The 19,268-nt window shown below is 59.5% G+C and carries 19 protein-coding genes; 14 read left to right on the forward strand and 5 right to left on the reverse strand.

Features of this window, described 5'->3' with window-relative positions; all coding sequences use genetic code 11:
• Positions 1-26: 26 nt before the first annotated feature.
• The 6 genes from J0G10_RS13960 (at position 27) to J0G10_RS13985 (ending at position 5,035) form a co-directional block, all read left to right on the forward strand.
• Positions 27-272, forward strand: a complete 246-nt coding sequence (locus tag J0G10_RS13960; protein ID WP_007959413.1) for a 4Fe-4S dicluster domain-containing protein — start codon at positions 27-29, stop codon at positions 270-272.
• A 211-nt stretch (positions 273-483) separates the two neighbouring features.
• A complete protein-coding gene (locus tag J0G10_RS13965) occupies positions 484-1,908 on the forward strand; it encodes an ABC transporter substrate-binding protein (RefSeq protein WP_220558713.1) in 1,425 nt (474 codons plus the stop codon).
• 265 nt (positions 1,909-2,173) lie between these two features.
• Positions 2,174-2,953 (forward strand): ABC transporter permease, encoded by a 780-nt coding sequence (locus J0G10_RS13970; RefSeq protein WP_220558714.1) that lies wholly within the window; start codon positions 2,174-2,176, stop codon positions 2,951-2,953.
• On the forward strand, positions 2,953-3,801 hold the full coding sequence (locus J0G10_RS13975) for an ABC transporter ATP-binding protein (protein WP_220558715.1): 849 nt from the start codon (positions 2,953-2,955) through the stop codon (positions 3,799-3,801). Before J0G10_RS13970 ends, J0G10_RS13975 begins: the two co-directional genes overlap by 1 nt.
• Positions 3,798-4,760, forward strand: coding sequence for a HEAT repeat domain-containing protein (locus J0G10_RS13980; protein WP_095049853.1), 963 nt, complete (start codon positions 3,798-3,800; stop codon positions 4,758-4,760). Before J0G10_RS13975 ends, J0G10_RS13980 begins: the two co-directional genes overlap by 4 nt.
• On the forward strand, positions 4,757-5,035 hold the full coding sequence (locus J0G10_RS13985; protein WP_095049854.1) for a DUF971 domain-containing protein: 279 nt from the start codon (positions 4,757-4,759) through the stop codon (positions 5,033-5,035). Before J0G10_RS13980 ends, J0G10_RS13985 begins: the two co-directional genes overlap by 4 nt.
• Positions 5,036-5,156: 121 nt before the next feature.
• On the opposite strand, the gene J0G10_RS13990 is transcribed toward J0G10_RS13985, so the two are convergent.
• The 3 genes from J0G10_RS13990 to J0G10_RS14000 all read right to left on the reverse strand — a co-directional run bounded on the left by J0G10_RS13990 (position 5,157) and on the right by J0G10_RS14000 (position 9,652).
• Entirely contained in the window at positions 5,157-6,815 is a 1,659-nt protein-coding gene (locus J0G10_RS13990; protein ID WP_220558716.1) for a phosphoethanolamine transferase, read from the reverse strand.
• Positions 6,816-7,026: 211 nt separating this feature from the next.
• Positions 7,027-7,764 (reverse strand): TorF family putative porin, encoded by a 738-nt coding sequence (locus tag J0G10_RS13995; RefSeq protein ID WP_220558717.1) that lies wholly within the window; start codon positions 7,762-7,764, stop codon positions 7,027-7,029.
• 145 nt (positions 7,765-7,909) lie between these two features.
• Positions 7,910-9,652 carry an amidohydrolase gene (locus tag J0G10_RS14000; RefSeq protein WP_220558718.1) on the reverse strand — a complete coding sequence of 581 codons (1,743 nt, stop codon included), beginning with the start codon at positions 9,650-9,652 and terminating at the stop codon, positions 7,910-7,912.
• 103 nt (positions 9,653-9,755) lie between these two features.
• Here J0G10_RS14000 and J0G10_RS14005 point away from each other — a divergent pair, with 103 nt between their 5' ends.
• Positions 9,756-10,673, forward strand: coding sequence for a LysR family transcriptional regulator (locus J0G10_RS14005; protein ID WP_095049858.1), 918 nt, complete (start codon positions 9,756-9,758; stop codon positions 10,671-10,673).
• A 48-nt stretch (positions 10,674-10,721) separates the two neighbouring features.
• Here J0G10_RS14005 and J0G10_RS14010 read toward each other — a convergent pair whose 3' ends face one another.
• Both J0G10_RS14010 and J0G10_RS14015 read right to left on the reverse strand, forming a co-directional pair.
• On the reverse strand, positions 10,722-11,318 hold the full coding sequence (locus J0G10_RS14010) for a LysE family translocator (RefSeq protein WP_220558719.1): 597 nt from the start codon (positions 11,316-11,318) through the stop codon (positions 10,722-10,724).
• A gap of 55 nt (positions 11,319-11,373) precedes the next feature.
• Entirely contained in the window at positions 11,374-12,210 is an 837-nt protein-coding gene (locus tag J0G10_RS14015; protein WP_220558720.1) for an AraC family transcriptional regulator, read from the reverse strand.
• Positions 12,211-12,347: 137 nt separating this feature from the next.
• Here J0G10_RS14015 and J0G10_RS14020 point away from each other — a divergent pair, with 137 nt between their 5' ends.
• From J0G10_RS14020 to J0G10_RS14050, 7 genes are all read left to right on the forward strand, one after another.
• Positions 12,348-12,623: a hypothetical protein gene (locus J0G10_RS14020; RefSeq protein WP_095049861.1), complete on the forward strand. Its 276-nt coding sequence runs from the start codon at positions 12,348-12,350 to the stop codon at positions 12,621-12,623.
• A 67-nt stretch (positions 12,624-12,690) separates the two neighbouring features.
• Positions 12,691-13,614, forward strand: coding sequence for a bifunctional helix-turn-helix transcriptional regulator/GNAT family N-acetyltransferase (locus tag J0G10_RS14025; RefSeq protein ID WP_220558721.1), 924 nt, complete (start codon positions 12,691-12,693; stop codon positions 13,612-13,614).
• A gap of 881 nt (positions 13,615-14,495) precedes the next feature.
• The gene (locus J0G10_RS14030; RefSeq protein WP_095049863.1) at positions 14,496-15,452 is read left to right on the forward strand and encodes an AraC family transcriptional regulator; all 957 of its coding nucleotides are present in this window, start codon (positions 14,496-14,498) and stop codon (positions 15,450-15,452) included.
• Positions 15,453-15,594: 142 nt separating this feature from the next.
• A complete protein-coding gene (gene benA, locus J0G10_RS14035) occupies positions 15,595-16,950 on the forward strand; it encodes a benzoate 1,2-dioxygenase large subunit (protein WP_220558722.1) in 1,356 nt (451 codons plus the stop codon).
• Complete coding sequence (gene benB, locus J0G10_RS14040) at positions 16,950-17,438, forward strand: benzoate 1,2-dioxygenase small subunit (protein ID WP_095049864.1); 489 nt, start codon at positions 16,950-16,952, stop codon at positions 17,436-17,438. Before benA ends, benB begins: the two co-directional genes overlap by 1 nt.
• A 20-nt stretch (positions 17,439-17,458) precedes the next feature.
• On the forward strand, positions 17,459-18,472 hold the full coding sequence (gene benC, locus J0G10_RS14045; RefSeq protein WP_220558723.1) for a benzoate 1,2-dioxygenase electron transfer component BenC: 1,014 nt from the start codon (positions 17,459-17,461) through the stop codon (positions 18,470-18,472).
• 21 nt (positions 18,473-18,493) lie between these two features.
• Positions 18,494-19,255 (forward strand): 1,6-dihydroxycyclohexa-2,4-diene-1-carboxylate dehydrogenase, encoded by a 762-nt coding sequence (locus J0G10_RS14050; RefSeq protein ID WP_220558724.1) that lies wholly within the window; start codon positions 18,494-18,496, stop codon positions 19,253-19,255.
• The last annotated feature ends 13 nt before the right edge of the window (positions 19,256-19,268 follow it).

Below are 19,268 nucleotides of genomic sequence, written 5' to 3' on the forward strand. Positions count from 1 at the left end.
TGCACTACTGAAAGAGAGTCCGAACCATGGCCTATCAAGCTCAAGAAATCTTCTTCCGCTCCAACGCCCCCGTCACCGTTGATGAGGACAAATGCATTGCCGAAAAGGGCTGCACCGTGTGTGTCGATGTCTGCCCGATGGACTTGCTGGCGATCAATCCGGCGACGCAGAAGGCCTACATGGCGTTCGACGAATGTTGGTACTGCATGCCGTGCGAGAAGGATTGCCCGACGGGTGCCGTCAAGGTCGAGATCCCCTATCTCCTGCGTTGAAACCCGATCCCCTGTAGGAGTGAGCCTGCTCGCGATAGCGGTGTGTCAGTCAGCACATCAACATCTGGAAAACCGCTATCGCGAGCAGGCTCACTCCTACATTTGGAACTGTGACAACCCAAAGCCATCCGGTGAACCCCGGACGCTGGATTCACCGAAAACCCCTCGTTTCCCACCGCGCCCTGATCGCGGCGGAGACGAACTCAAATAAATGATTCGAGGGGAAACACTCATGTTGCGTGCAGCAATCGCCGGTCTGGTACTGGCTTCGTTCACTTTGTCGGCCTCGGCCGAAACCATCCGTATCGCCATCGGCACCCAGGACACCACCATCAATTGCGCCGCTGGCGGTCTGTTGATTCGTGAACTCGGTCTGCTCGACAAATATCTGCCCCACGACGGCGCCTACCAAGACGCGAAGTACGACGTGCAGTGGAAGAACTTCACCAGCGGCGCGCCGCTGACCAACGAGATGGTCGCCGGCAAACTCGACTTCGGCGCCATGGCCGATTTCCCAGGTGCGTTCAACGGTGTTGCGTTCGAAACTGCCGGCAAGCACAGCCTGTTCATCAGCGTACTGTCGGGGAGCATCAAGGGCAGCGGCAACGGCATCGTCGTGCCGAGTGCGTCCGGCGTGCAATCGCTGAGCGAACTCAAGGGCAAGACCATTTCCGTGCCGTTCGCCTCCACCGCCCACGGCATGTTGTTGCGCGCGGTGGCGGAGCAGGGCTGGGATCCGCTCAAGGACGTCAACATCATTGCCCAGCCACCAGAAGTCGCCGGCTCGGCGTTGCAGGCCGGCAAGATCGACGCCCACGCCGATTTCGTGCCGTTCGCCGAGCTGTTTCCGAGCCGGGGCTTCGCCCGCAAGATCTACGACGGCGCCCAGGCCAATGCGCCGACGTTCCATGGTGCGCTGGTGGATCAGGCGTACGCGAAGAAGTACCCGGAAGTCGTCGTCGCCTATTTGCGGGCGAGCATCGAGGCCAATCAACTATTGGCCGCTGAGCCGGAGAAATACAGCGAGTTGATCGCCAAAGTCACCGGCGTCGATGCCGAAGTGAACTACCTGTTCCACGGCCCACTCGGCGTGCAGACCCGCGACTTGAGCTGGAAGCCGGAATATCGTCAGGCGGTTGGTACGGCCATCGATACGTTGAAGCTGTTGAAGAAGGCTGATCGTGGCCTCGATCTGAATACGTTCATCGACGATCAATACATCCGCGCCGCGTTCAACGCGTCGGGTCTGGACTACACGGCGCAGCTGGCCAACTACGCACAGACGCCACTGAAGGCTACGGATGCGACAACGGGGAAAGCGATTACTGACTTCAGTCATGTCGCGGAAATCTGGGTGCGCGGTGAGGACAAAGTGCGCCGCTATGCCTCCGCTGAGGCCGCTTTCACTGCGTTGGCGGCGTTGAAGCAGGAAGGCAAAAACATCCGTGCGGTGTATGCACAGGCCAGTGACAGCGGGATCAAGTTGTTGGCTGAGCAGGCGTGGTTTGCCAGTGATGCGAAGGGCCGGTTGAGTGCGTTTTTGCTTAAGGGGCAGGCTCAGCAATATGCGTCGGCGCGGGGTGGCAAGGTTCTCGATTTCGCCGATGCCACTACTCAAGCGGTTGCTGTCCGCTGATAGAAGATCAAAAGCCCCTCACCCTAGCCCTCTCCCAGAGGGAGAGGGGACTGACCGCGGTGTTTGGACTCGCTACGCCGACCTGAAATACCGAGTCGAACGCAGGTTTTGAAAAGCACCCAGGTCGGCTCCCTTTCGAGTCGAACTCAGGTTTTGAAAAGCACGTAGGTCGGCTCCCTTTCCCCCTCGCGCCCCTGGGGGAGAGGGCTGGGGTGAGGGGGTAAATATCAGTCATCACACAGATCCAGAACCGGAAACCCGCTCGATGAAAACACCCATCCGCTGGACATCAAGAGCCGCGTCACTGCTGCTCTGCCTGCTGTTCTGGCAACTCGCCGCCAGCCACCACTGGAACCTCGGCCTCGTCACCTTCGCCAACGTGCCCACCCCCGTGGCCGTGATCGAAGCAGCGCTAGGCCTGGGCGACTCCGGCAAGCTCCTGCAGCACCTGACCGCCAGCCTCAGCCGTGTGTTCGCCGGCTACCTCGCGGCGCTAGTCATCGGCATTGCTCTCGGCCTGGCCATTGGCCGTTCGAAGTGGGCCGAAGACCTGCTGCTGCCACCGCTGGAAGTCCTGCGCCCAATCCCCGCCGTCGCGTGGATCCCCCTGGCGATCCTGATGTTCCCATCCTCCGAACTGTCGATGGTCTTCATCACCTTCACCGGCGCGCTGTTTCCGATTCTGCTCAACACCGTGCACGGCGTCGAAGGCGTCGACCCGCGTCTGATCGCCTCCGCGAAAAGCCTCGGGGCAGGGCGCCGGGCGATCCTGCTGGAAGTGATCCTGCCCGGCGCCGCACCCAGCATCATCACCGGCCTGGCGATCGGCATGGGTACCTCATGGTTCTGTCTGGTCACTGCGGAAATGATCTCCGGTCAGTTCGGCATCGGTTATTACACCTGGGAGTCCTACACGATTCAGAACTACGCCGACATCGTCGTCGGCATGTTGCTGATCGGCGTGCTGGGCATGGGCAGCAGTCTGCTGATCAAACGCCTGGGCGGGTTGTTCACGCCTTGGCATCGACCGCGAGGAAAAGCCTGATGAGCGTGATGCAAACCCCGGAAGGGCGGATCGACATTCGCCAGTTATCCATCGTCCTCGGCGCAGGGCGTGAAGCGTTCGAAGCCGTGCGCGAACTTGATTGCCAGATTGAACCGGGTCAGTTCGTGTGCATTCTTGGTCCGTCCGGTTGCGGCAAATCGACCTTGCTTGGCGCCTTGGCCGGTCACCTCAGCGCTCATGCCGGCAGTCTGAAAGTCGATGGCGCGGCGGTGTCCGGGCCGTCTCCACAGCGCGGCATGGTGTTCCAGCACCACACGCTGTTTCCGTGGCGTACGGTGCGTGACAACGTGGCTTTCGGCCTGAAAATGCGTGGTATCGGCAAGGCTGAGCGCCACCGCGCCGCCGATGAAATCCTCAAACTGGTCGGCCTCGACGGATTTGTCGAACGCTGGCCCGATCAACTCTCCGGCGGCATGCAGCAACGGGTGGAGATCGCCCGCGTGCTGGTCAACCGCCCGCGTCTGCTGTTGATGGACGAGCCGTTCGGCGCGCTGGATGCGCTGACACGTCTGAACATGCAGGAACTACTGCTGGACATCTGGACGCGTATCCGTACCACGGTGGTGTTCGTCACTCACGACATCGACGAGGCACTGTTCCTCGCCGACCGCTTGCTAGTGATGAGCGCGCGACCGGGGCGAATCATCGAAGACCTGCGCCTGGATTTCGCCCGGCCACGCACCAGCGAACTGGTCACCAGCCCCGAATTCTCCCGACTCAAACGCCACTGCCTCGATCTGCTGCGCCACGACAACGACCGACCGCTGCCGCGCCTCAACCCGCTCGGTCTGCCTCCCGAAAACCCTTTGCCGCGATTTGCCCTATGACCTCTATATTTGCTGTGACCGATAACCAGGACATTCTCGATCTGCAACCGCGCCTCACCGCTGAAGACGCCGGTGTGCGACGCATTGCGCTGATTGATCTGGCGGATCTGGAAGAACCGGATGGCTTGCTCTGGCTGGTTGATCGCCTGAGGCAAGATCCCGCCGAAGAGGTTCGCGCTGAAGCCGCACGTTTGCTGGAAGCCTGGGAAGATGAGGGCGTCGTGCAGGCCTTGTGTGAAGCCTTGACCGACACGTCGCCCGCCGTGCAATCGGCCGCCGCGCAGAGCCTGAGCTTGCTCAAAACGGAAGCGGCGGGGCAGGTGATTTTGCCGTGGACCGATCACGCCGACGTCAGTGTGCGTATCGCCGCATTCCGTGCCTTGCGTGAGTTGCGTTTCGCCGCAGCCGCGCCGGCAGCGGTTTCGGCGCTGAACGATGCCGACGCCAGCGTTCGTCGTGAAGCCGTGGGCGTGCTCGGCTGGCTCAAGCAGCTCGACGCATTGCCCGCCCTGGCACGATTGGCCAGCGCTGACCCCGACACCGAAGTACGCCGTGCTGCGACTGGCGCTTTGGGCTTGGCCTCCAGCGCCGAAGTGTTGCCAGCCCTGCGCCAGGCCTTGCGGGATGACGCCTGGCAAGTACGCGAAGAAGCCGCGACGACCTTGGGCAAGGTCGGCCACATTGACGCTGGTTCCGCGCTCGTCGAAGCCTTGAGCGATGATTATTGGCAAGTGCGCCTGCGCGCTACCCGCAGCCTCGGCCGTTTGCGTTTCGCCCCGGCGCTGGACGCCCTGATCGACACCCTCGGCCATCGCATCAGCAACCTGCGCAAGGAAGCCGCGCTGGCCTTGGGCGAACTGCATGATCGCGGCGCCGTGGCCGCGTTGCAGGCTGCGCAGGACGACGGCGACCCGGAGGTGCGCAAAGCCGTGCGCATCGCCTTGAGTCAGTTGCAATGAACCCGCTGTCGATGGCTAATTCGCAAAGCGAAGGCACCTTGCGCTTGAGCTGGCCGGACGCCCGCGAACAACAGCTCTATCACGCCGAACTGCGCCGCCAGTGCCCGTGCTCGCAATGCCGCGCGTTTCGCCTCAAAGGCATGACACCACTGGTGGATGATCGCGTGCGCCTGATCGAACTCAACCCGCAGGGCTACGGCGTGCAAATGATCTTCAGCGATGGCCATCAACGCGGCATCTACCCGTGGGCCTATCTGGCAAACCTCACCTCCTGAGAGCACCATTCCCTGTGGGAGCTGGCTTGCCAGCGATGGCGGCTTGTCAGTCAACACAGATGCCGGATGTGCCGGCCTTATCGCTGGCAAGCCAGCTCCCACAGGGATCTTCAGTGTTTGGTTAATTCGTGGCCGTCATCGCCGGCCGGCAGCCATGAAAAATATCCAGCCCTGGCTGATACACCGACGTCCTCACATCAAACAACCCCAGCACCGAGTGGAACAGGTTGTCATGGCTCAGGTCCGCCTGCCCGGTCTTGCCTTGCAAACAACCGCGATCGATCCCTTCACTGGCGAGCGTGCCATTGCCAAACCACATCACCATCGGCACATGGGTCTGCGCTTGCGGCGCCAGCGCATACGGCGCCGCGTGCAGGTACAGCCCGTTCTCGCCCAGCGATTCGCCGTGATCGGAGACGTAAACCATCGACGTGTCCAGTGAGTCCTGATTGCGCTTGAGCAGTTCGATGACCTTGGCAAGGAAATGGTCGGTGTACAGAATCGTGTTGTCGTACACGTTCACCAGTTCATCGCGGCTGCAACTGCCCAACTGGTTGGTGTGGCAGATCGGTTTGAAGCGCTCCATGTCTTTCGGATACCGCTCGTAGTACTCGGGGCCGTGGCTGCCGTCGGCGTGCAGGACGATGATCGCGTGGCCCTTGAGGCTGTCGATGTAGCTTTGCAGGTCTTGCAACAGCGCCTCGTCGAGGCAGTTGTTGCCGTCGCAGAATGGCCCCGGCTGATTCTTCGAAATGTCGCGATGCGGTACGCGCAGGCAGGTGCCTTTGCAGTCGCTGTTGTTGTCGAGCCACAGCACTTGCACGCCGGCACGCTGGAGAGTGTCAAGCAGGCCTTCGTAGGTTTTGCCTTTCTTGTCGCTGTAATCCTCACGCGGGAACATCGAGAACATGCACGGCACCGAGACCGCCGTCGACGTGCCGCAGGAATGCACCTGAGTGAAGTTGAGGATGTCGAGTTTGCTCAGTTCGGGATTGGTATCGCGCTCGTAGCCATTCAGCGAGAAGTGATCGGCGCGAGCAGTTTCACCGACCACGAAGACCATCAGCGATTTCTTCTCGCGGCTGGCCGCCTTGGCGCTCATCACCGCGTCTTCGCCGATGGCCTGCACCACGAAATGCTTTTTGATGCCCAGGCGTTGCTTGGTGTACTTGCTGATCGCGTAGATGTAGTTGGTCGGGTTGATGAAGTGGGTGAGTTTGTCTTCTTCGCGGAAGATTGGCGCGTAGGTCGAATAGAACGCGCCCACCGAGGCGGCGATCACCAGCACACAGGCGATGATCACCAGCATCTTGTTGAGCAGACCGCGAAAGAACGGCCGATAACTGACCGGCCAGCGCCAGATCAACGCCGCCGGCAATACACCGAGCAACAGCACGTAAGCCAGCAGCTTGCCGCTGAACAACGCGGTGGCTTCGGCGGGGTTGGTTTCGAAGACGTTCTGCATCATCACCGTGTCGATGGCGATGCCGTATTCATTCATGAAATACGCGGCGCAGGCCGAGAGCAGGGCGACCACGGTGAGCACCGGTTTCAGTGTCCAGCGAAACGACACCAGTGTCAGCAGCAGGGTGATCGCGGCCCACAAAAACAGCGCGAACGAGGCGAAAAACGCCAGTTTGTGCGCGCCTTGCAGGGTGATCAGAGTGCCCAGCGCCTCCCAGGTCGCCAGGTTGTACAACGCCACCAGCGCCAGGGAGAACAGCAGCACCAGCCGGGTAGGCGTGATGGACGGTAAGCGCAGTCCGTTGCCCAAAGCCATGTCAAACATTCCTCTACTTGAATAGAACATCACGCGGTTACGCGTGTAACTGTAGAAGAGCATTAGTAAAAAATTTGTAAACATCCTGTAACAAGTTCGACCCCCATTTCCTGTACGAGCTGCCGAAGGCTGCGATCTTTTGATGTTGTTCTTAACATCAAGATCAAAAGATCGCAGCCTTCGGCAGCTCCTACAGTGGGATTTCGCTGGGTCAGAAAGATTTGCTGACGCTGGCAACGACGGTGGCGGTGCAGACGTCTTTGAAACCCCAGTTGCTCAGACATTGGGTTTGTGAGAGATCGGTGTCGATGTAGCTCAGGCCCAGTACCACGCCGGCGAGGTTATGGGTGAGTTTGACTTCCCACTCGCGATAACTGTCCTCGGCCTGCCCGGACGCCGAGTACAAATGCGGATCCTTGAAATCCATATTGCCGTAACGCAGCTTCAACCCCGAGTCGTACGGCAGTTCAGTTTCATAACCGATGTAGCTGTACAGCGAACTCTGTTTGCTATCAATTCCCGGCGCATCACTGGAGTAATACGCCGCCAGCTTCACCCCATAAACCCCGAGAATCCCGTAGACCTCGCTCTGGTTGAACTGGCTTTCCTTGGGGTAGGCGTACTTGATGTAGCCCAGATCGAGGCTGACTTCCTCGGTCGCCTGCCACAGCCAGCCGCCGTAGTAATCGACTTCCTGACGGGTTTTCAGGCCGCCGCCGAAATCGACGTTGGAACTCCACGCGCCGAGGTACAGACCGCTGCTGTGCGCGAGAGTCAGGCCGGCCTGCATGGCAGGGTCGTTCTGGGTTTGCGAGATGCCCCGGGTGCGGTAATCACTGGCTAAAGTGAGATCCACCAACAGCGCAAAGTCATCGTTTAAAGGGATCGCAAAGCTACTCAACGGCAGCAGACTGAAAAAACTCAGGGCGAACAGGGGCAAGGCTTTCATGTGAAGTCCCGATGTTGTGATTGTTATGGGGGCAGGAGGTAAACCTGTAGGAGCTGCCGAAGGCTGCGATCTTTTGATCTTGGTTTTTAAAATCAAAGTCAAAAGATCGCAGCCTTCGGCAGCTCCTACAGGGGGATCAATGTTGTTATTGGGTGGCGGTGTAGACCTGACGGCCGCCGAACCAGGTCTGCAAAACCTGGGTGTCATGCAGGGCCTTGTTGTCGACGCTGAACACATCGCGGTCGAGCACGATAAAGTCAGCCTGCTTGCCCGGCGTCAGCGAGCCGATCTGCTTCTCCAGGCCAATGGTCCGCGCGGCGTTGACGGTGTAGGCGTAGAACATGGTTTCACGGTCCAGACGCTCATCGGCATTGAGCACACCCAACGGTCCGACACGGGTAATCGCCTGGGCCATGGCGTTGAACGGATTCGGTGTCGACACCGGCCAGTCACTCGCGCCGGCGATCGTCGCGCCCTGTTTCAGCAGCGAATGCGCCGGGTACTGATAGCGGAAGGCGAGGGCGCTGACGTAGGGCTTGATCATGTCGGTGGTGTAGTCGTCGGCGCTGGCCCACAGCAGTTGCATCGAGGCGATGACGTTGAGCGGTTTGAAGCGGGCGAACTCTTGCGGGTTGACCATTTGCAGGTGAGTGATCGAGTGGGTCACGCCGCTCTGGCGATCCTTGCGCGCCTGAGCAATGCCGTTCAGCGATTCCCGCACCGCACGGTCGCCGATCGCGTGGATGTGCACCAGCCAGCCGCGCTGGTCGATGGCGCTGACCAGTTCGCCGAAGTGTTGTGGATCGATCAGCAGTTCGCCCTGTTTGTGCGAGTTGCTGTACGGGTCGATCATCGCCGCGCTCTGTGCCGGGAATTCAATCACGCCGTCGGCGAAGATCTTGATCCCGGGCAGGGTCAGGTTGGGAATGCCCTGGAATTGCTGGCGCACCTTGTCCAGCGTATCGAGGTCGGAGGGTAGGCTTTTCGGGTTGGCCACCAACAGCGCCGCGACGTGCACGCTCATGTCGCCGCTTTCCGACAGGGCTTTATAGGCCGGCAGCACGCCGACGGTTTTCTCGGTCGGTTTGAGGGCGAACACCGCTTCACCTGGTGCGGCGTTGGCGGCAGGGTCCATCCACGCGGTGATACCCAGGCTGTTGTTGTAGCGCACCGCTGATTTGGCAGCGCTCAACATGTCGGTAGGGCTTGGCACCGGCATTTTCGAGGCGACCCGGTCCCAACCGGCGTCGACCACAAAGCCGTTCGGTTCACCGTTGGCCAGTTTGCCAATGGTGTCTTTTTCCGCGTCGGGCAGGGTTTTCAGCATGGCTGCGTCGATGCCAGCGCGCTTGAGCATGACGTTGTTGGCCCACGCCGTGTGGTGGTCGCTGCCGATAAACACCACCGGTACGCTGGCCCATTCGCCGCGGTTGAAGGTTTTGCCCAAGGCCTCGGCCTGCGCCCAATAAACCGAACTCATGCCGGCAATGCTCAGCACGTCGCCGTGTTTGGCCTTGCCGTCTGCACGCCAGTCGCGCAGGCGTTTTTGCAGTTCGTCGAGGCTGACGACTTCGTCTTCCATGTTCGCCGAGACCATTTCCAGTCCGCCGAAAATCGCGTGGGAATGGCTGTCGATCAGGCCGGGCATCAGCGCTTTGCCTTTGAGATCGATGACTTGGGTGCCGGATTCGATCAGGGCTTTGATCTGCGCGTCGGTGCCGACCTTCAGCACTTTGCCGTTCTCTACGGCGAGGGCTTGCGCCTTGGGTTGTGCGGGGTCGGCAGTGAAAATCTTGCCGTTGAGCAGGATCAGATCAGGAGCGGCCATGGCTTCCATCGAGGCAAAACTTACAGCGACTACCAACAGACTCGGGATGAATCTTTTCATTGAAGATTTCCTTGTTATTGCGTCTGATGGCGAGATTAGTGGCTGACAGCGGTCGACAGAACGTCTCCCTCACGAAAAACGTTTTTGCCTGAATGGAAAAAGCATGGACAAACTGGGTGCATTGAAAATGTTCGTGGTCACTGCGCAGCTCGGCAGTTTCAGCCGCGCCGCCGAGCAGTTGGGCAAGACCCCGTCGGCGCTGACCAAAGCGGTCAATCACCTGGAATCGGAGCTGGGTGCACGCCTGTTTGAGCGCAGCACACGGCGGATTCTGCTTACCGAAATCGGCCGGGTGTACCTGGAAACCGCACGGCTGGTGTTGCAGCGGCTGGACGAGGCCAGCGAGGAAATCGAGCAGTTACAGCACGGCTTGCGCGGCAACCTGAAAATCACCGCACCACTGGCGTATGGGCGGGCGTTTCTCGATCAGGTGTGTGACGGCTTTCTGCAGCAATACCCGCAGATCAGCCTGCAAGTGGATCTGTGCGATGCCTTCGTCAACCTGCTGGAAAGTGGTTATGACCTGGCGCTGCGTGAAGGCCACGATGACTTGCCGGGGCTGATTGCGCGGGTGGTGGGTAGCAATCGACTGGCCCTGTGCGGCAGTCCGGAGTACCTGGCGCGCAAGGATTTGCCGGTGACTCCGCAAACCCTTGAGCAGCATGAGTGGCTGCTCTATCAGCACCCATTGCTCAGCCGCGAATTCTGGTGGGCCGAGCGCGATGGGCAGCGCTTGAGTCTGGCGCAACCGGCGGCACCGCGGTTGCGCAGCGACAATTACGACTTGCTGCTGGCCAGTGCTTTGGCCGGGCGCGGTTTGCTGCATACGCCGCTGTGGAGCGCCGCACCGTACATTGCCGACGGGCGACTGGTGCGGGTCATGGCCGATTACGACATCGACCCGGATACCTTCGGCCCGCACATTCTCGCGGTGTACCCGAGCCATCGGCGGGCCACGGCGAAGGTGGTGGCGTTCATCGATTACATCTCGGCATTCCTCATCGAACGTGGCCTGAGCTGACAGCCCATTCCTCCGTAGAAGCAGCCTTCGGCAGCTCCTGCAGGGGCGTTATGCCAGGACGGTCAGCCATGCCGAGAGCAGCAGCAACAACGCCAGTGCCGCATTCATGCGTTTGAACGCCCGTGGCGAACCCATCAACCGTGCGCTGCCCACACCCAGCAATGCCCAGAACGTCATGCACGGCAGCGACACCAGCAAAAACGCCAGTGACAACACCAGCAGCCGCAGAGTCTTGTCACCCCCGCCAACAAACACGCTGACCACTGCCACCGCCATCATCCACACCTTGGGATTGACCAGTTGCAGCATGGCAGCGCCCAGCACGCTGAAACTTTCTTCCTGGGCATCCGCCGGGTTCAGTGATGGCGGCGTGCTGCGAAAGATCTGCCACGCCAGCCAGCTCAACCAGAGCACGCCGCCCCAGGCCATGGCTTGCTGCACACGCGGGTAGCGCAGCAACGTTTCGCCGGCACCGAGGCCGACCATCAGCACGATCAGGGCCGCCGCCGCGCAGGCGCCAAAAATGATTGGCAATGTGGCGAGCAGGCCTTGGCGCGAACTGTGGCTCAACACCAGAATATTGGTCGGCCCCGGCGTGATCGAGGCAACGAAAGCAAACAGCAGAAAGGGCAGTAATGACGCCATGATCGGGATTCCCTGAAAATCAACACAGGTATCCATGATCGCCAGACGGCGTGCGTCAGTCTGGAAGGTTTGAGCAGCGTTTGCGGTAATCCGCCGGCGTCAGTTGATAGGCACGCCGGAACCAGCGACCGAGGTGGCTCTGATCGGCAAAACCGAGCACGCTGGCGACTTGTGCCGGCGTTTCACCGCGCGCCAGCAACTGCCGCGCCTTGGCCAGGCGCAACTGGATCAGGTAGGCGTGCGGCGCCAGACCGAAGGCAGACTTGAACGCCCGGCTGAGACGGAAACGGTCCACCCCGCAGACCCGCGCGAGATCATCGAGACCGATATCTTCATAGGTGTGCGCGTGCAGATAATCTCGCGCCAGTTGCGCCACCAACGGCAGGCGCGGATCGAAAACCTGGCGCTTGCGCCAGTCGAGATGACGCGTGAGCGAGCTCAGCAGACCGTCAATGGCGGTCTGCCGGACGATGCGCAGATCGCCGTCATGCAACGCATGGAAAGCGTGATTGATCGCTGTGGCCAGACGCGGGTCCTGACTCAGCGTGTCGGCAAAACCGGGCTGACTGTCGGACGGTGCGTCTTCGAACAGCGCGTGCATTTCACGCTCCAGCCAGTGCGGATCGAGGTAGAGCATCGAATAGGTAAAACCTTCCTCGGTCGGCGCCTGGCCATCGTGGATTTCCCCCGGCTCCAGCAGGAACACATTGCCCGGGGTACTGCGATGGCGTACTCGGCGGCAATTGAATTGCTGCACGCCTTGCTCGGTAACACCGACGAGGAAGCTGTCATGCCAGTGTGGATCGTAGGCATGCCCCTGAAAATGAGCGCGAATCGATTCAATCCCGGTGTCGACATCCTGGGACAGCTCGATCCAGTTGCGTTTATCCACGAAAGCTCCAGTGTTCGCCATTGAACGGTGCGGCCCCATAAAATACCGCGCAATGCTTATCGACGTTTAGAAGATTTGTGCAGATGAGGGGGCTAGACTCTGCAGGTCACGAGCCCTTTGGCGGCAGGTGGAATGCGATGATTAACCGATGCTCGCGCGGGGTTTTACTCACCTTGATCGCCCTCAGCCTGGCGTTGGCGGCAGGCTGCTCAGGCCGCAAACACTATCCGCCTTCCGGCGTCGGGGACGCCTGCTACGCCAAAGCCTTGCCCTCGGTCGGTGAGGGCGGTCTGGCCTGGGGCTCCAGTTTGAACATGGCCCGGCAGAAGTCGATGAGCAACTGCATCCGCTATGCCGGGCGCTCTGGGGGCACGCCGGACACCTGTCAGGTGGTGTTGGCCAAGTGCCGATAGCTTTCTGTTGACATGGTTGCTTTTGGCAAATATATAGTTGCTTTAAGCAATTAACTGAGCGTTTGCCATGTCCAGCAGCCATCTCCTCGAGCAAGCCGACGTTGTGCGCGGTTTCAACCGCTTCTACACCCATCAGATCGGTGTATTGCAGGAGCATCTGCTGCAAAGCGACTATTCGCTGACCGAGTTACGCATTTTGTATGAGCTGGCGTCGCGCGGTGACCTGACCAGTGCTGAACTGCGCCAGATGCTCGGCCTCGATGCCGGCTACATGAGCCGCATCATCAGCGGTTTCGAAAAGCACGGCTTGATCCAGAAAGTGCCGTCGCCTACGGACGGCCGCGCTGCGCAATTGCACCTCACCGACCTCGGGCGCGAAATTCTGGTCCCGCTGGAAAAGGCTTCCCGCGAACAGATCGTCGCCATGCTCGAGCGATTGCCTGAACCGCAGCAGAAACAACTGATCGGCGCCATGACGCTGATCCAGACACTGCTGCAAGGCAACAAAGACTCAACCTACGTATTACGCGATCCGCAGCCCGGCGACATGGGTACAGTGATGCAACAGCAAACCGCACTGTATACCCGCGAATACGGCTGGAATTCGGAGTTCGAGGCGCTAGTGGCCGAGGTGGTCGCCAAGTACCTGCGCGATTACGACCCCACCTGTGAGCGCTGCTGGATTGCCGAAAAGGACGGCAAGGTCATCGGTTCGGTGTTCATCGTCCGCCAGGACGCGACTACCGCCAAACTGCGCATGCTCTACGTCGACGCCAGCGCGCGGGGTCTGGGCATTGGCAGTCGTCTGGTCGAGGAGTGCCTGCGCTTTGCCCGGCAGATGGGTTACCGGAAAATGACCTTGTGGACGACCAGCAACCTGACGGCTGCACGCAAGATTTATCAGCAGGCCGGGTTTGAGTTGGTGGAGGAAGAAGCGGTTCACAGCTTTGGCAAGGATCTGCTGAGTCAGACGTGGGCGCGGGTGTTGTGAGCTGTTTTTCGTCGTCGGGTGCAGTAAAAAGACAGACGAAAAAAAACCGCCTTTGCGGGGCGGTTCTTTTTGTAAACCCTGGTTTGCGACCGAGGTTTGTTGCTTCACTAGCCGAACTGACGTGTGAGGATAGTATGAGCCTTTGCGCCACCTTGCAACGGTAATAGCTTTTTTTGAACGACTTTTTCCAGGTATGTTTATTTTAATAAGCAGACAGAAATAACGGTTTACAAAGGCAATAAAACTCTCTGCATGAAATCCTTTTATTGAGGTTATGATGCAGGCGCTCGTATGTTGGTTCGGTAGTGAGGTCTGGCTGGAAAACTTAACAGTTTCATTCCCTTTGACACGGTTTTGCACCCGTGCCGGGATGATGGCTCAGAGGGCTTTCAACCGGCCGCCTCACTAGTCGAACTGACGTTCAGGCTGAAAGCAAGCATGATCCGGTAAGCTTGCTGGAGGTTTGGCCCCCAGCCCTGGAGGCCAAAACGTATGAAGCTTTTGCTGCGTACGCTGAGCCTTGTATGGAGATTGTTTAAAGCCTTTCGCTTTTACGAGTTCCTGCGAGACCACTTTGACGACCTGAAGTAAAGGCCGTTGAGGTGGGAAAAGCCCGTTTCAGTTTCGACTGAAACGGGCTTTTTTTGTTTTCTAAAACTGTCATAAGTAGGATTTTTCTGTATCGGGTTTTTTTGGCGTGTAGGGCATTTCTTCGGCAAGTGTAGGCGTTGGACAAACCACGCCGTAATCCGCAAGAAGTGTTCGATTATCGAATACCCAAACCTTCGTCCAATTGCCCACCGTGACACTCCGGCGTACTGTGAGTGGTGATGCCTGAAACCCCGTGATCCCAAAATAACGACAACAATGAGCAATGCCCCATGGACAGCCATCTGCTGAGCGATCGCAGCAGCGTGTTCCGTCACGCTGACCCTTATGCCGTCTCCGACTACGTCAATCAGCACGTCGGCCAGCACTTCATCGGTCTGTCCAGAACCACCCACCCGCAAGCCAGCCTCAACCATCGCAAACTCGCCGATCTCGATCTGGCCCGCATCAGCTATGGCGGCAGCGTGCGCGTGACCTCCGTTGCGCTGGAGACCGTTTACCACCTGCAAGTGCTCTTGCAAGGCAATTGCCTGTGGCGCGGGCACAAGCGCGAACAGCATCTGGTGCCGGGCGAGTTGTTGTTGATCAACCCGGATGATCCGGTTGATCTGACGTACTCGGAAGACTGCGAGAAATTCATCCTCAAGGTGCCGGTCAGCGTGCTCGAATCGGTGTGCAACGAGCAGCGTTGGCAGCACCCCTCCAGCGGTATCCGTTTCCTGCGCAATCACTATCAGCTTGATGAACTGGAAGGCTTCACCAACCTGCTCGCGATGATCTGTCAAGAAGCCGAGGCCAGCGATCCGTTGCTTCGGGTGCAGGAGCATTACGCGCAGATCATCGGCAGCAAACTGATTTCGCTGATGAACACCAACGTCAGCCGTGAATGCCTGAGTGCACCGAACATCAGCTTCGAACGCATCGTCGATTACATCGAACGTAACCTGAAACTGGATTTGCCGGCTGAACATTTGGCCGCTCAGGCGAGCATGAGCCCGCGCTCGCTGTACACCTTGTTTGAACGCCAACTGGGCGTTACGCCGATGCAATACATCCGCCAACGCAAGCTTGCGCGCATCCACGCCTGCCTCAGTGACCCAAGCTGCCCGGTGCGCAACCTCACCGAGCTGGCGCTCGACTACGGCTTCCTGCACCTGGGCCGTTTCTCCGAAAGCTATCGCCAGCAGTTCGGTGAACTGCCGTCGAAAACCTTCAAACGCCGCCACTAAAACTCCCCGCTGAAACTTCCCTGAATCACCTGCAGCGCCGTCCTGCACAAAACGGATAGCGATCTGCAGGATTCGGCTATTGCCCCGTGCTACGCCTCCCTAATCTGACCTGGCCTGAACAATAACAATGGAGGCCCCGGCCATGTCCCTGGGAATCGACTACCTCAATGCCATGCTTGAAGAAGACAAGGAGAAGGGCGCCTACCGCTGCAAGCGGGAGATGTTCACCGATCCGCGGCTGTTCGAACTGGAGATGGCGCACATCTTCGAAGGCAACTGGATTTACCTCGCCCACGAAAGCCAGCTCCCCAACAACAACGATTTCCTGACCACGACCATGGGGCGTCAGCCGATCTTCATCGCGCGCAACAAGGACGGTGTGCTCAATGCGTTCCTCAATGCCTGCAGCCATCGCGGCGCCATGTTGTGCAGGCACAAGTCCGGCAACCGCTCCAGCTACACCTGCCCGTTCCACGGCTGGACGTTCAACAACAGTGGCAAACTGCTCAAGGTCAAAGACCCGAGCGAAGCCGGTTATCCCGCAGGCTTCAATTGCGAAGGCTCCCATGACCTGACCAAAGTCGCGCGTTTCGAGTCCTATCGCGGCTTTCTGTTCGGCAGTCTGAATGCCGATGTGAAATCCCTTGCTGAGCACTTGGGCGAGTCCGCCAAGATCATCGACATGATCGTCGATCAGTCGCCAGAAGGCCTGGAAGTGTTGCGCGGCTCGAGCTCGTATATCTACGAAGGTAACTGGAAACTCACCGCCGAAAACGGTGCCGATGGCTACCACGTCAGCTCGGTGCACTGGAACTACGCCGCCACCCAGAACCAGCGTCAACAGCGCGAAGCAGGTGAGGCGATCAAGACCATGAGCGCCGGCAGTTGGGCGAAAAAGGGCGGCGGTTTCTATTCCTTCGATCACGGCCACTTGTTGCTCTGGACCCGCTGGGCCAACCCTGAAGATCGTCCCGCCTATGAGCGTCGCGACGAACTGGCCCGAGATTTCGGCCAGGCCCGTGCCGACTGGATGATCGAGAACTCGCGCAACCTGTGCCTGTACCCCAACGTGTACTTGATGGATCAGTTCAGTTCGCAGATCCGCATTGCCCGGCCAATCTCGGTCGATAAGACTGAAATCACCATTTACTGCATCGCTCCCAAAGGCGAGAGCGCCGAGGCGCGCGCCAAGCGCATTCGTCAGTACGAAGACTTCTTCAACGTCAGCGGCATGGCCACGCCGGATGACCTCGAAGAATTCCGCTCGTGCCAGACCGGCTACGGCGCCGGGCGCGGCTGGAATGATATGTCCCGTGGTGCCACGCACTGGGTCGAAGGTGCCGACGCAGCCGCCGAAGAAATCGACCTTAAACCACTGCTCTCCGGCATGCGCACCGAAGACGAAGGCCTGTTCGTGCTGCAACACAAGTACTGGCAGGAAACCATGCTCAGAGCCGCTGCCAGCGAACCACAACTGATCCCCGTGGAGGCCGTGTGATGAGCAACCTCTACGACAGCGTGCGCGATTTTCTCTACCGCGAGGCGCGTTATCTCGATGACGGTCAGTGGGATCAATGGCTCGAGTTGTACGCCGCCGACGCGACTTTCTGGATGCCGGCCTGGGACGACAACGACACCCTCACCGAAGACCCGCAAAGCGAAATCTCGCTGATCTGGTACGGCAACCGTGGCGGTCTCGAAGACCGCATCTTCCGGATCAAGACCGAACGCTCCAGCGCGACCATTCCCGACACCCGCACCTCACACAACCTGAGCAACATCGAAATCGTCGAGCGCAGCGAAGGGCAATGCCAGGTGCGTTTCAACTGGCACACCTTGAGCTTCCGCTATCAGGTTACCGACAGCTACTTCGGCAGCAGTTTCTACACCCTCGATCTGCGTGACGAACAGCCGCTGATCAAGGCCAAGAAAGTCGTGCTGAAAAACGATTACGTCCGTCAGGTCATCGACATCTACCACATCTAGTCGACACGGCGAGGTGCACCATGAATTTCCAGATTGCGCTTAATTTCGAAGACGGCGTCACTCGTTTCATCGAGGCGGGTGGCCATGAAACCGTCGCCGATGCGGCCTATCGCCAAGGCATCAACATCCCGCTGGACTGCCGCGATGGCGCCTGCGGCACCTGCAAATGTTTCGCCGAGGCCGGGCGTTACGACATGGGCGACAACTTCATCGAAGACGCCTTGAGCGCCGACGAACTCGCACAAGGTTATGTGCTGACCTGCCAGATGCGCGCTGAAAGCGATTGTGTGGTGCGAGTACCGGCAGGCTCGCAGGTGTGCAAGACCGAACAAGCGAACTTCCAGGCATCGATAAGCGCTGTCCGGCAGTTGTCCGAGAGCACCATTGCCTTGTCGGTCAAGGGCGAGGCGCTGAGCAAACTGGCGTTTCTGCCGGGCCAGTACGTCAATCTGCAAGTGCCCGGCAGCGAGCAGACCCGCGCTTATTCCTTCAGCTCATTGCAGAAAAACGGCGAGGTCAGCTTTCTGATTCGTAACGTGCCTGGTGGCTTGATGAGCAGCTTTCTCACGGGGTTGGCCAAGGCCGGCGACAGCATGAACCTGGCCGGGCCGTTGGGCAGTTTCTACCTGCGCGAGATCAAGCGGCCGCTGCTGTTGTTGGCGGGCGGCACCGGCCTGGCACCGTTCACCGCGATGCTGGAAAAGATCGCCGAGCAGGGCTGCGATCATCCCGTGCATTTGATCTACGGCGTGACCAACGATTTCGATCTGGTCGAAATCGATCGTCTCGAAGCCTTCGCCGCCCGCATTCCCGACTTCAGTTTCGGCGCCTGCGTGGCCAACCCGCTGAGTGCGCATCCACTCAAGGGCTACGTCACCCAGCACATTGAACCGCGCCACCTCAATGAAGGCGATGTCGACGTGTACCTCTGCGGCCCGCCGCCGATGGTCGAAGCGGTCAGCCAATACATCCGCGAGCAGGGCATCACCCCGGCGAACTTCTACTACGAAAAGTTCGCTGCTGCGGCTGCCTGAAACCCTTCTTTCGAGGTTGTCATGAACAACAGATTCTCCAACAAGATCGCGCTGGTCACCGGCGCGGCGCAGGGTATCGGCCGCCGCGTCTGCGAACGCCTGCTGAACGAAGGCGCACAAATCGTCGCCGTCGATCGCTCTGAACTGGTTCACGAACTGCAAGCCGAGGGCGTTCTCGCGCTGACCGCCGACCTTGAGCAATACGCCGATTGCGCGCGGGTCATGGCTGAAGCCATCAACACCTTCGGCCGTCTCGACATTTTGATCAACAACGTCGGCGGCACGATCTGGGCCAAGCCGTTCGAGCATTACGAAGTCGAACAGATTGAAGCGGAAGTGCGCCGTTCGCTGTTCCCGACGCTGTGGTGCTGCCACGCAGCGCTGCCGTACATGCTCAAGCAAGGGCGCGGCGCCATCGTCAACGTCTCGTCGATTGCCACCCGCAGCGTCAATCGGGTGCCGTACGGCGCCGCCAAGGGCGGCATCAACGCACTCACAGCATGTCTGGCCTTCGAAAACGCAGAGCGCGGCATTCGCGTTAACTCCACGGCTCCTGGCGGCACCGAAGCGCCGCCCCGGCGCATCCCGCGCAATGCCGCCGAACCGTCAGCGCAAGAGCAGGCCTGGTATCAGGAAATCGTCGCGCAAACCCTCAACAGCAGCCTGATGAAACGCTACGGCAGCCTCGACGAACAGGTCGGCGCGATCCTCTTTCTGGCTTCCGATGACGCCTCGTACATCACCGGCGTGACGTTGCCGGTCGGTGGCGGCGACCTCGGTTGACTACTTTTCAAGG

Origin of the sequence: Pseudomonas germanica (assembly GCF_019614655.1) — a bacterium.
GTDB classification, from domain to species: domain Bacteria; phylum Pseudomonadota; class Gammaproteobacteria; order Pseudomonadales; family Pseudomonadaceae; genus Aquipseudomonas; species Aquipseudomonas neuropathica.

Coding starts and splice junctions, on each gene's coding strand:
- J0G10_RS14020 (WP_095049861.1), top strand. CDS start 12,348: ATGATTAACCGATGCTCGCGCGGGGTTTTACTCACCTTGATCGCCCTC.
- J0G10_RS13960 (WP_007959413.1), top strand. CDS start 27: ATGGCCTATCAAGCTCAAGAAATCTTCTTCCGCTCCAACGCCCCCGTC.
- J0G10_RS14000 (WP_220558718.1), bottom strand. CDS start 9,652: ATGAAAAGATTCATCCCGAGTCTGTTGGTAGTCGCTGTAAGTTTTGCC.
- benA (WP_220558722.1), top strand. CDS start 15,595: ATGTCCCTGGGAATCGACTACCTCAATGCCATGCTTGAAGAAGACAAG.
- J0G10_RS13990 (WP_220558716.1), bottom strand. CDS start 6,815: ATGGCTTTGGGCAACGGACTGCGCTTACCGTCCATCACGCCTACCCGG.
- J0G10_RS14030 (WP_095049863.1), top strand. CDS start 14,496: ATGGACAGCCATCTGCTGAGCGATCGCAGCAGCGTGTTCCGTCACGCT.
- benB (WP_095049864.1), top strand. CDS start 16,950: ATGAGCAACCTCTACGACAGCGTGCGCGATTTTCTCTACCGCGAGGCG.
- J0G10_RS14050 (WP_220558724.1), top strand. CDS start 18,494: ATGAACAACAGATTCTCCAACAAGATCGCGCTGGTCACCGGCGCGGCG.
- benC (WP_220558723.1), top strand. CDS start 17,459: ATGAATTTCCAGATTGCGCTTAATTTCGAAGACGGCGTCACTCGTTTC.
- J0G10_RS13965 (WP_220558713.1), top strand. CDS start 484: ATGATTCGAGGGGAAACACTCATGTTGCGTGCAGCAATCGCCGGTCTG.
- J0G10_RS13995 (WP_220558717.1), bottom strand. CDS start 7,764: ATGAAAGCCTTGCCCCTGTTCGCCCTGAGTTTTTTCAGTCTGCTGCCG.
- J0G10_RS13980 (WP_095049853.1), top strand. CDS start 3,798: ATGACCTCTATATTTGCTGTGACCGATAACCAGGACATTCTCGATCTG.
- J0G10_RS14025 (WP_220558721.1), top strand. CDS start 12,691: ATGTCCAGCAGCCATCTCCTCGAGCAAGCCGACGTTGTGCGCGGTTTC.
- J0G10_RS14005 (WP_095049858.1), top strand. CDS start 9,756: ATGGACAAACTGGGTGCATTGAAAATGTTCGTGGTCACTGCGCAGCTC.
- J0G10_RS13970 (WP_220558714.1), top strand. CDS start 2,174: ATGAAAACACCCATCCGCTGGACATCAAGAGCCGCGTCACTGCTGCTC.
- J0G10_RS14010 (WP_220558719.1), bottom strand. CDS start 11,318: ATGGCGTCATTACTGCCCTTTCTGCTGTTTGCTTTCGTTGCCTCGATC.
- J0G10_RS13975 (WP_220558715.1), top strand. CDS start 2,953: ATGAGCGTGATGCAAACCCCGGAAGGGCGGATCGACATTCGCCAGTTA.
- J0G10_RS13985 (WP_095049854.1), top strand. CDS start 4,757: ATGAACCCGCTGTCGATGGCTAATTCGCAAAGCGAAGGCACCTTGCGC.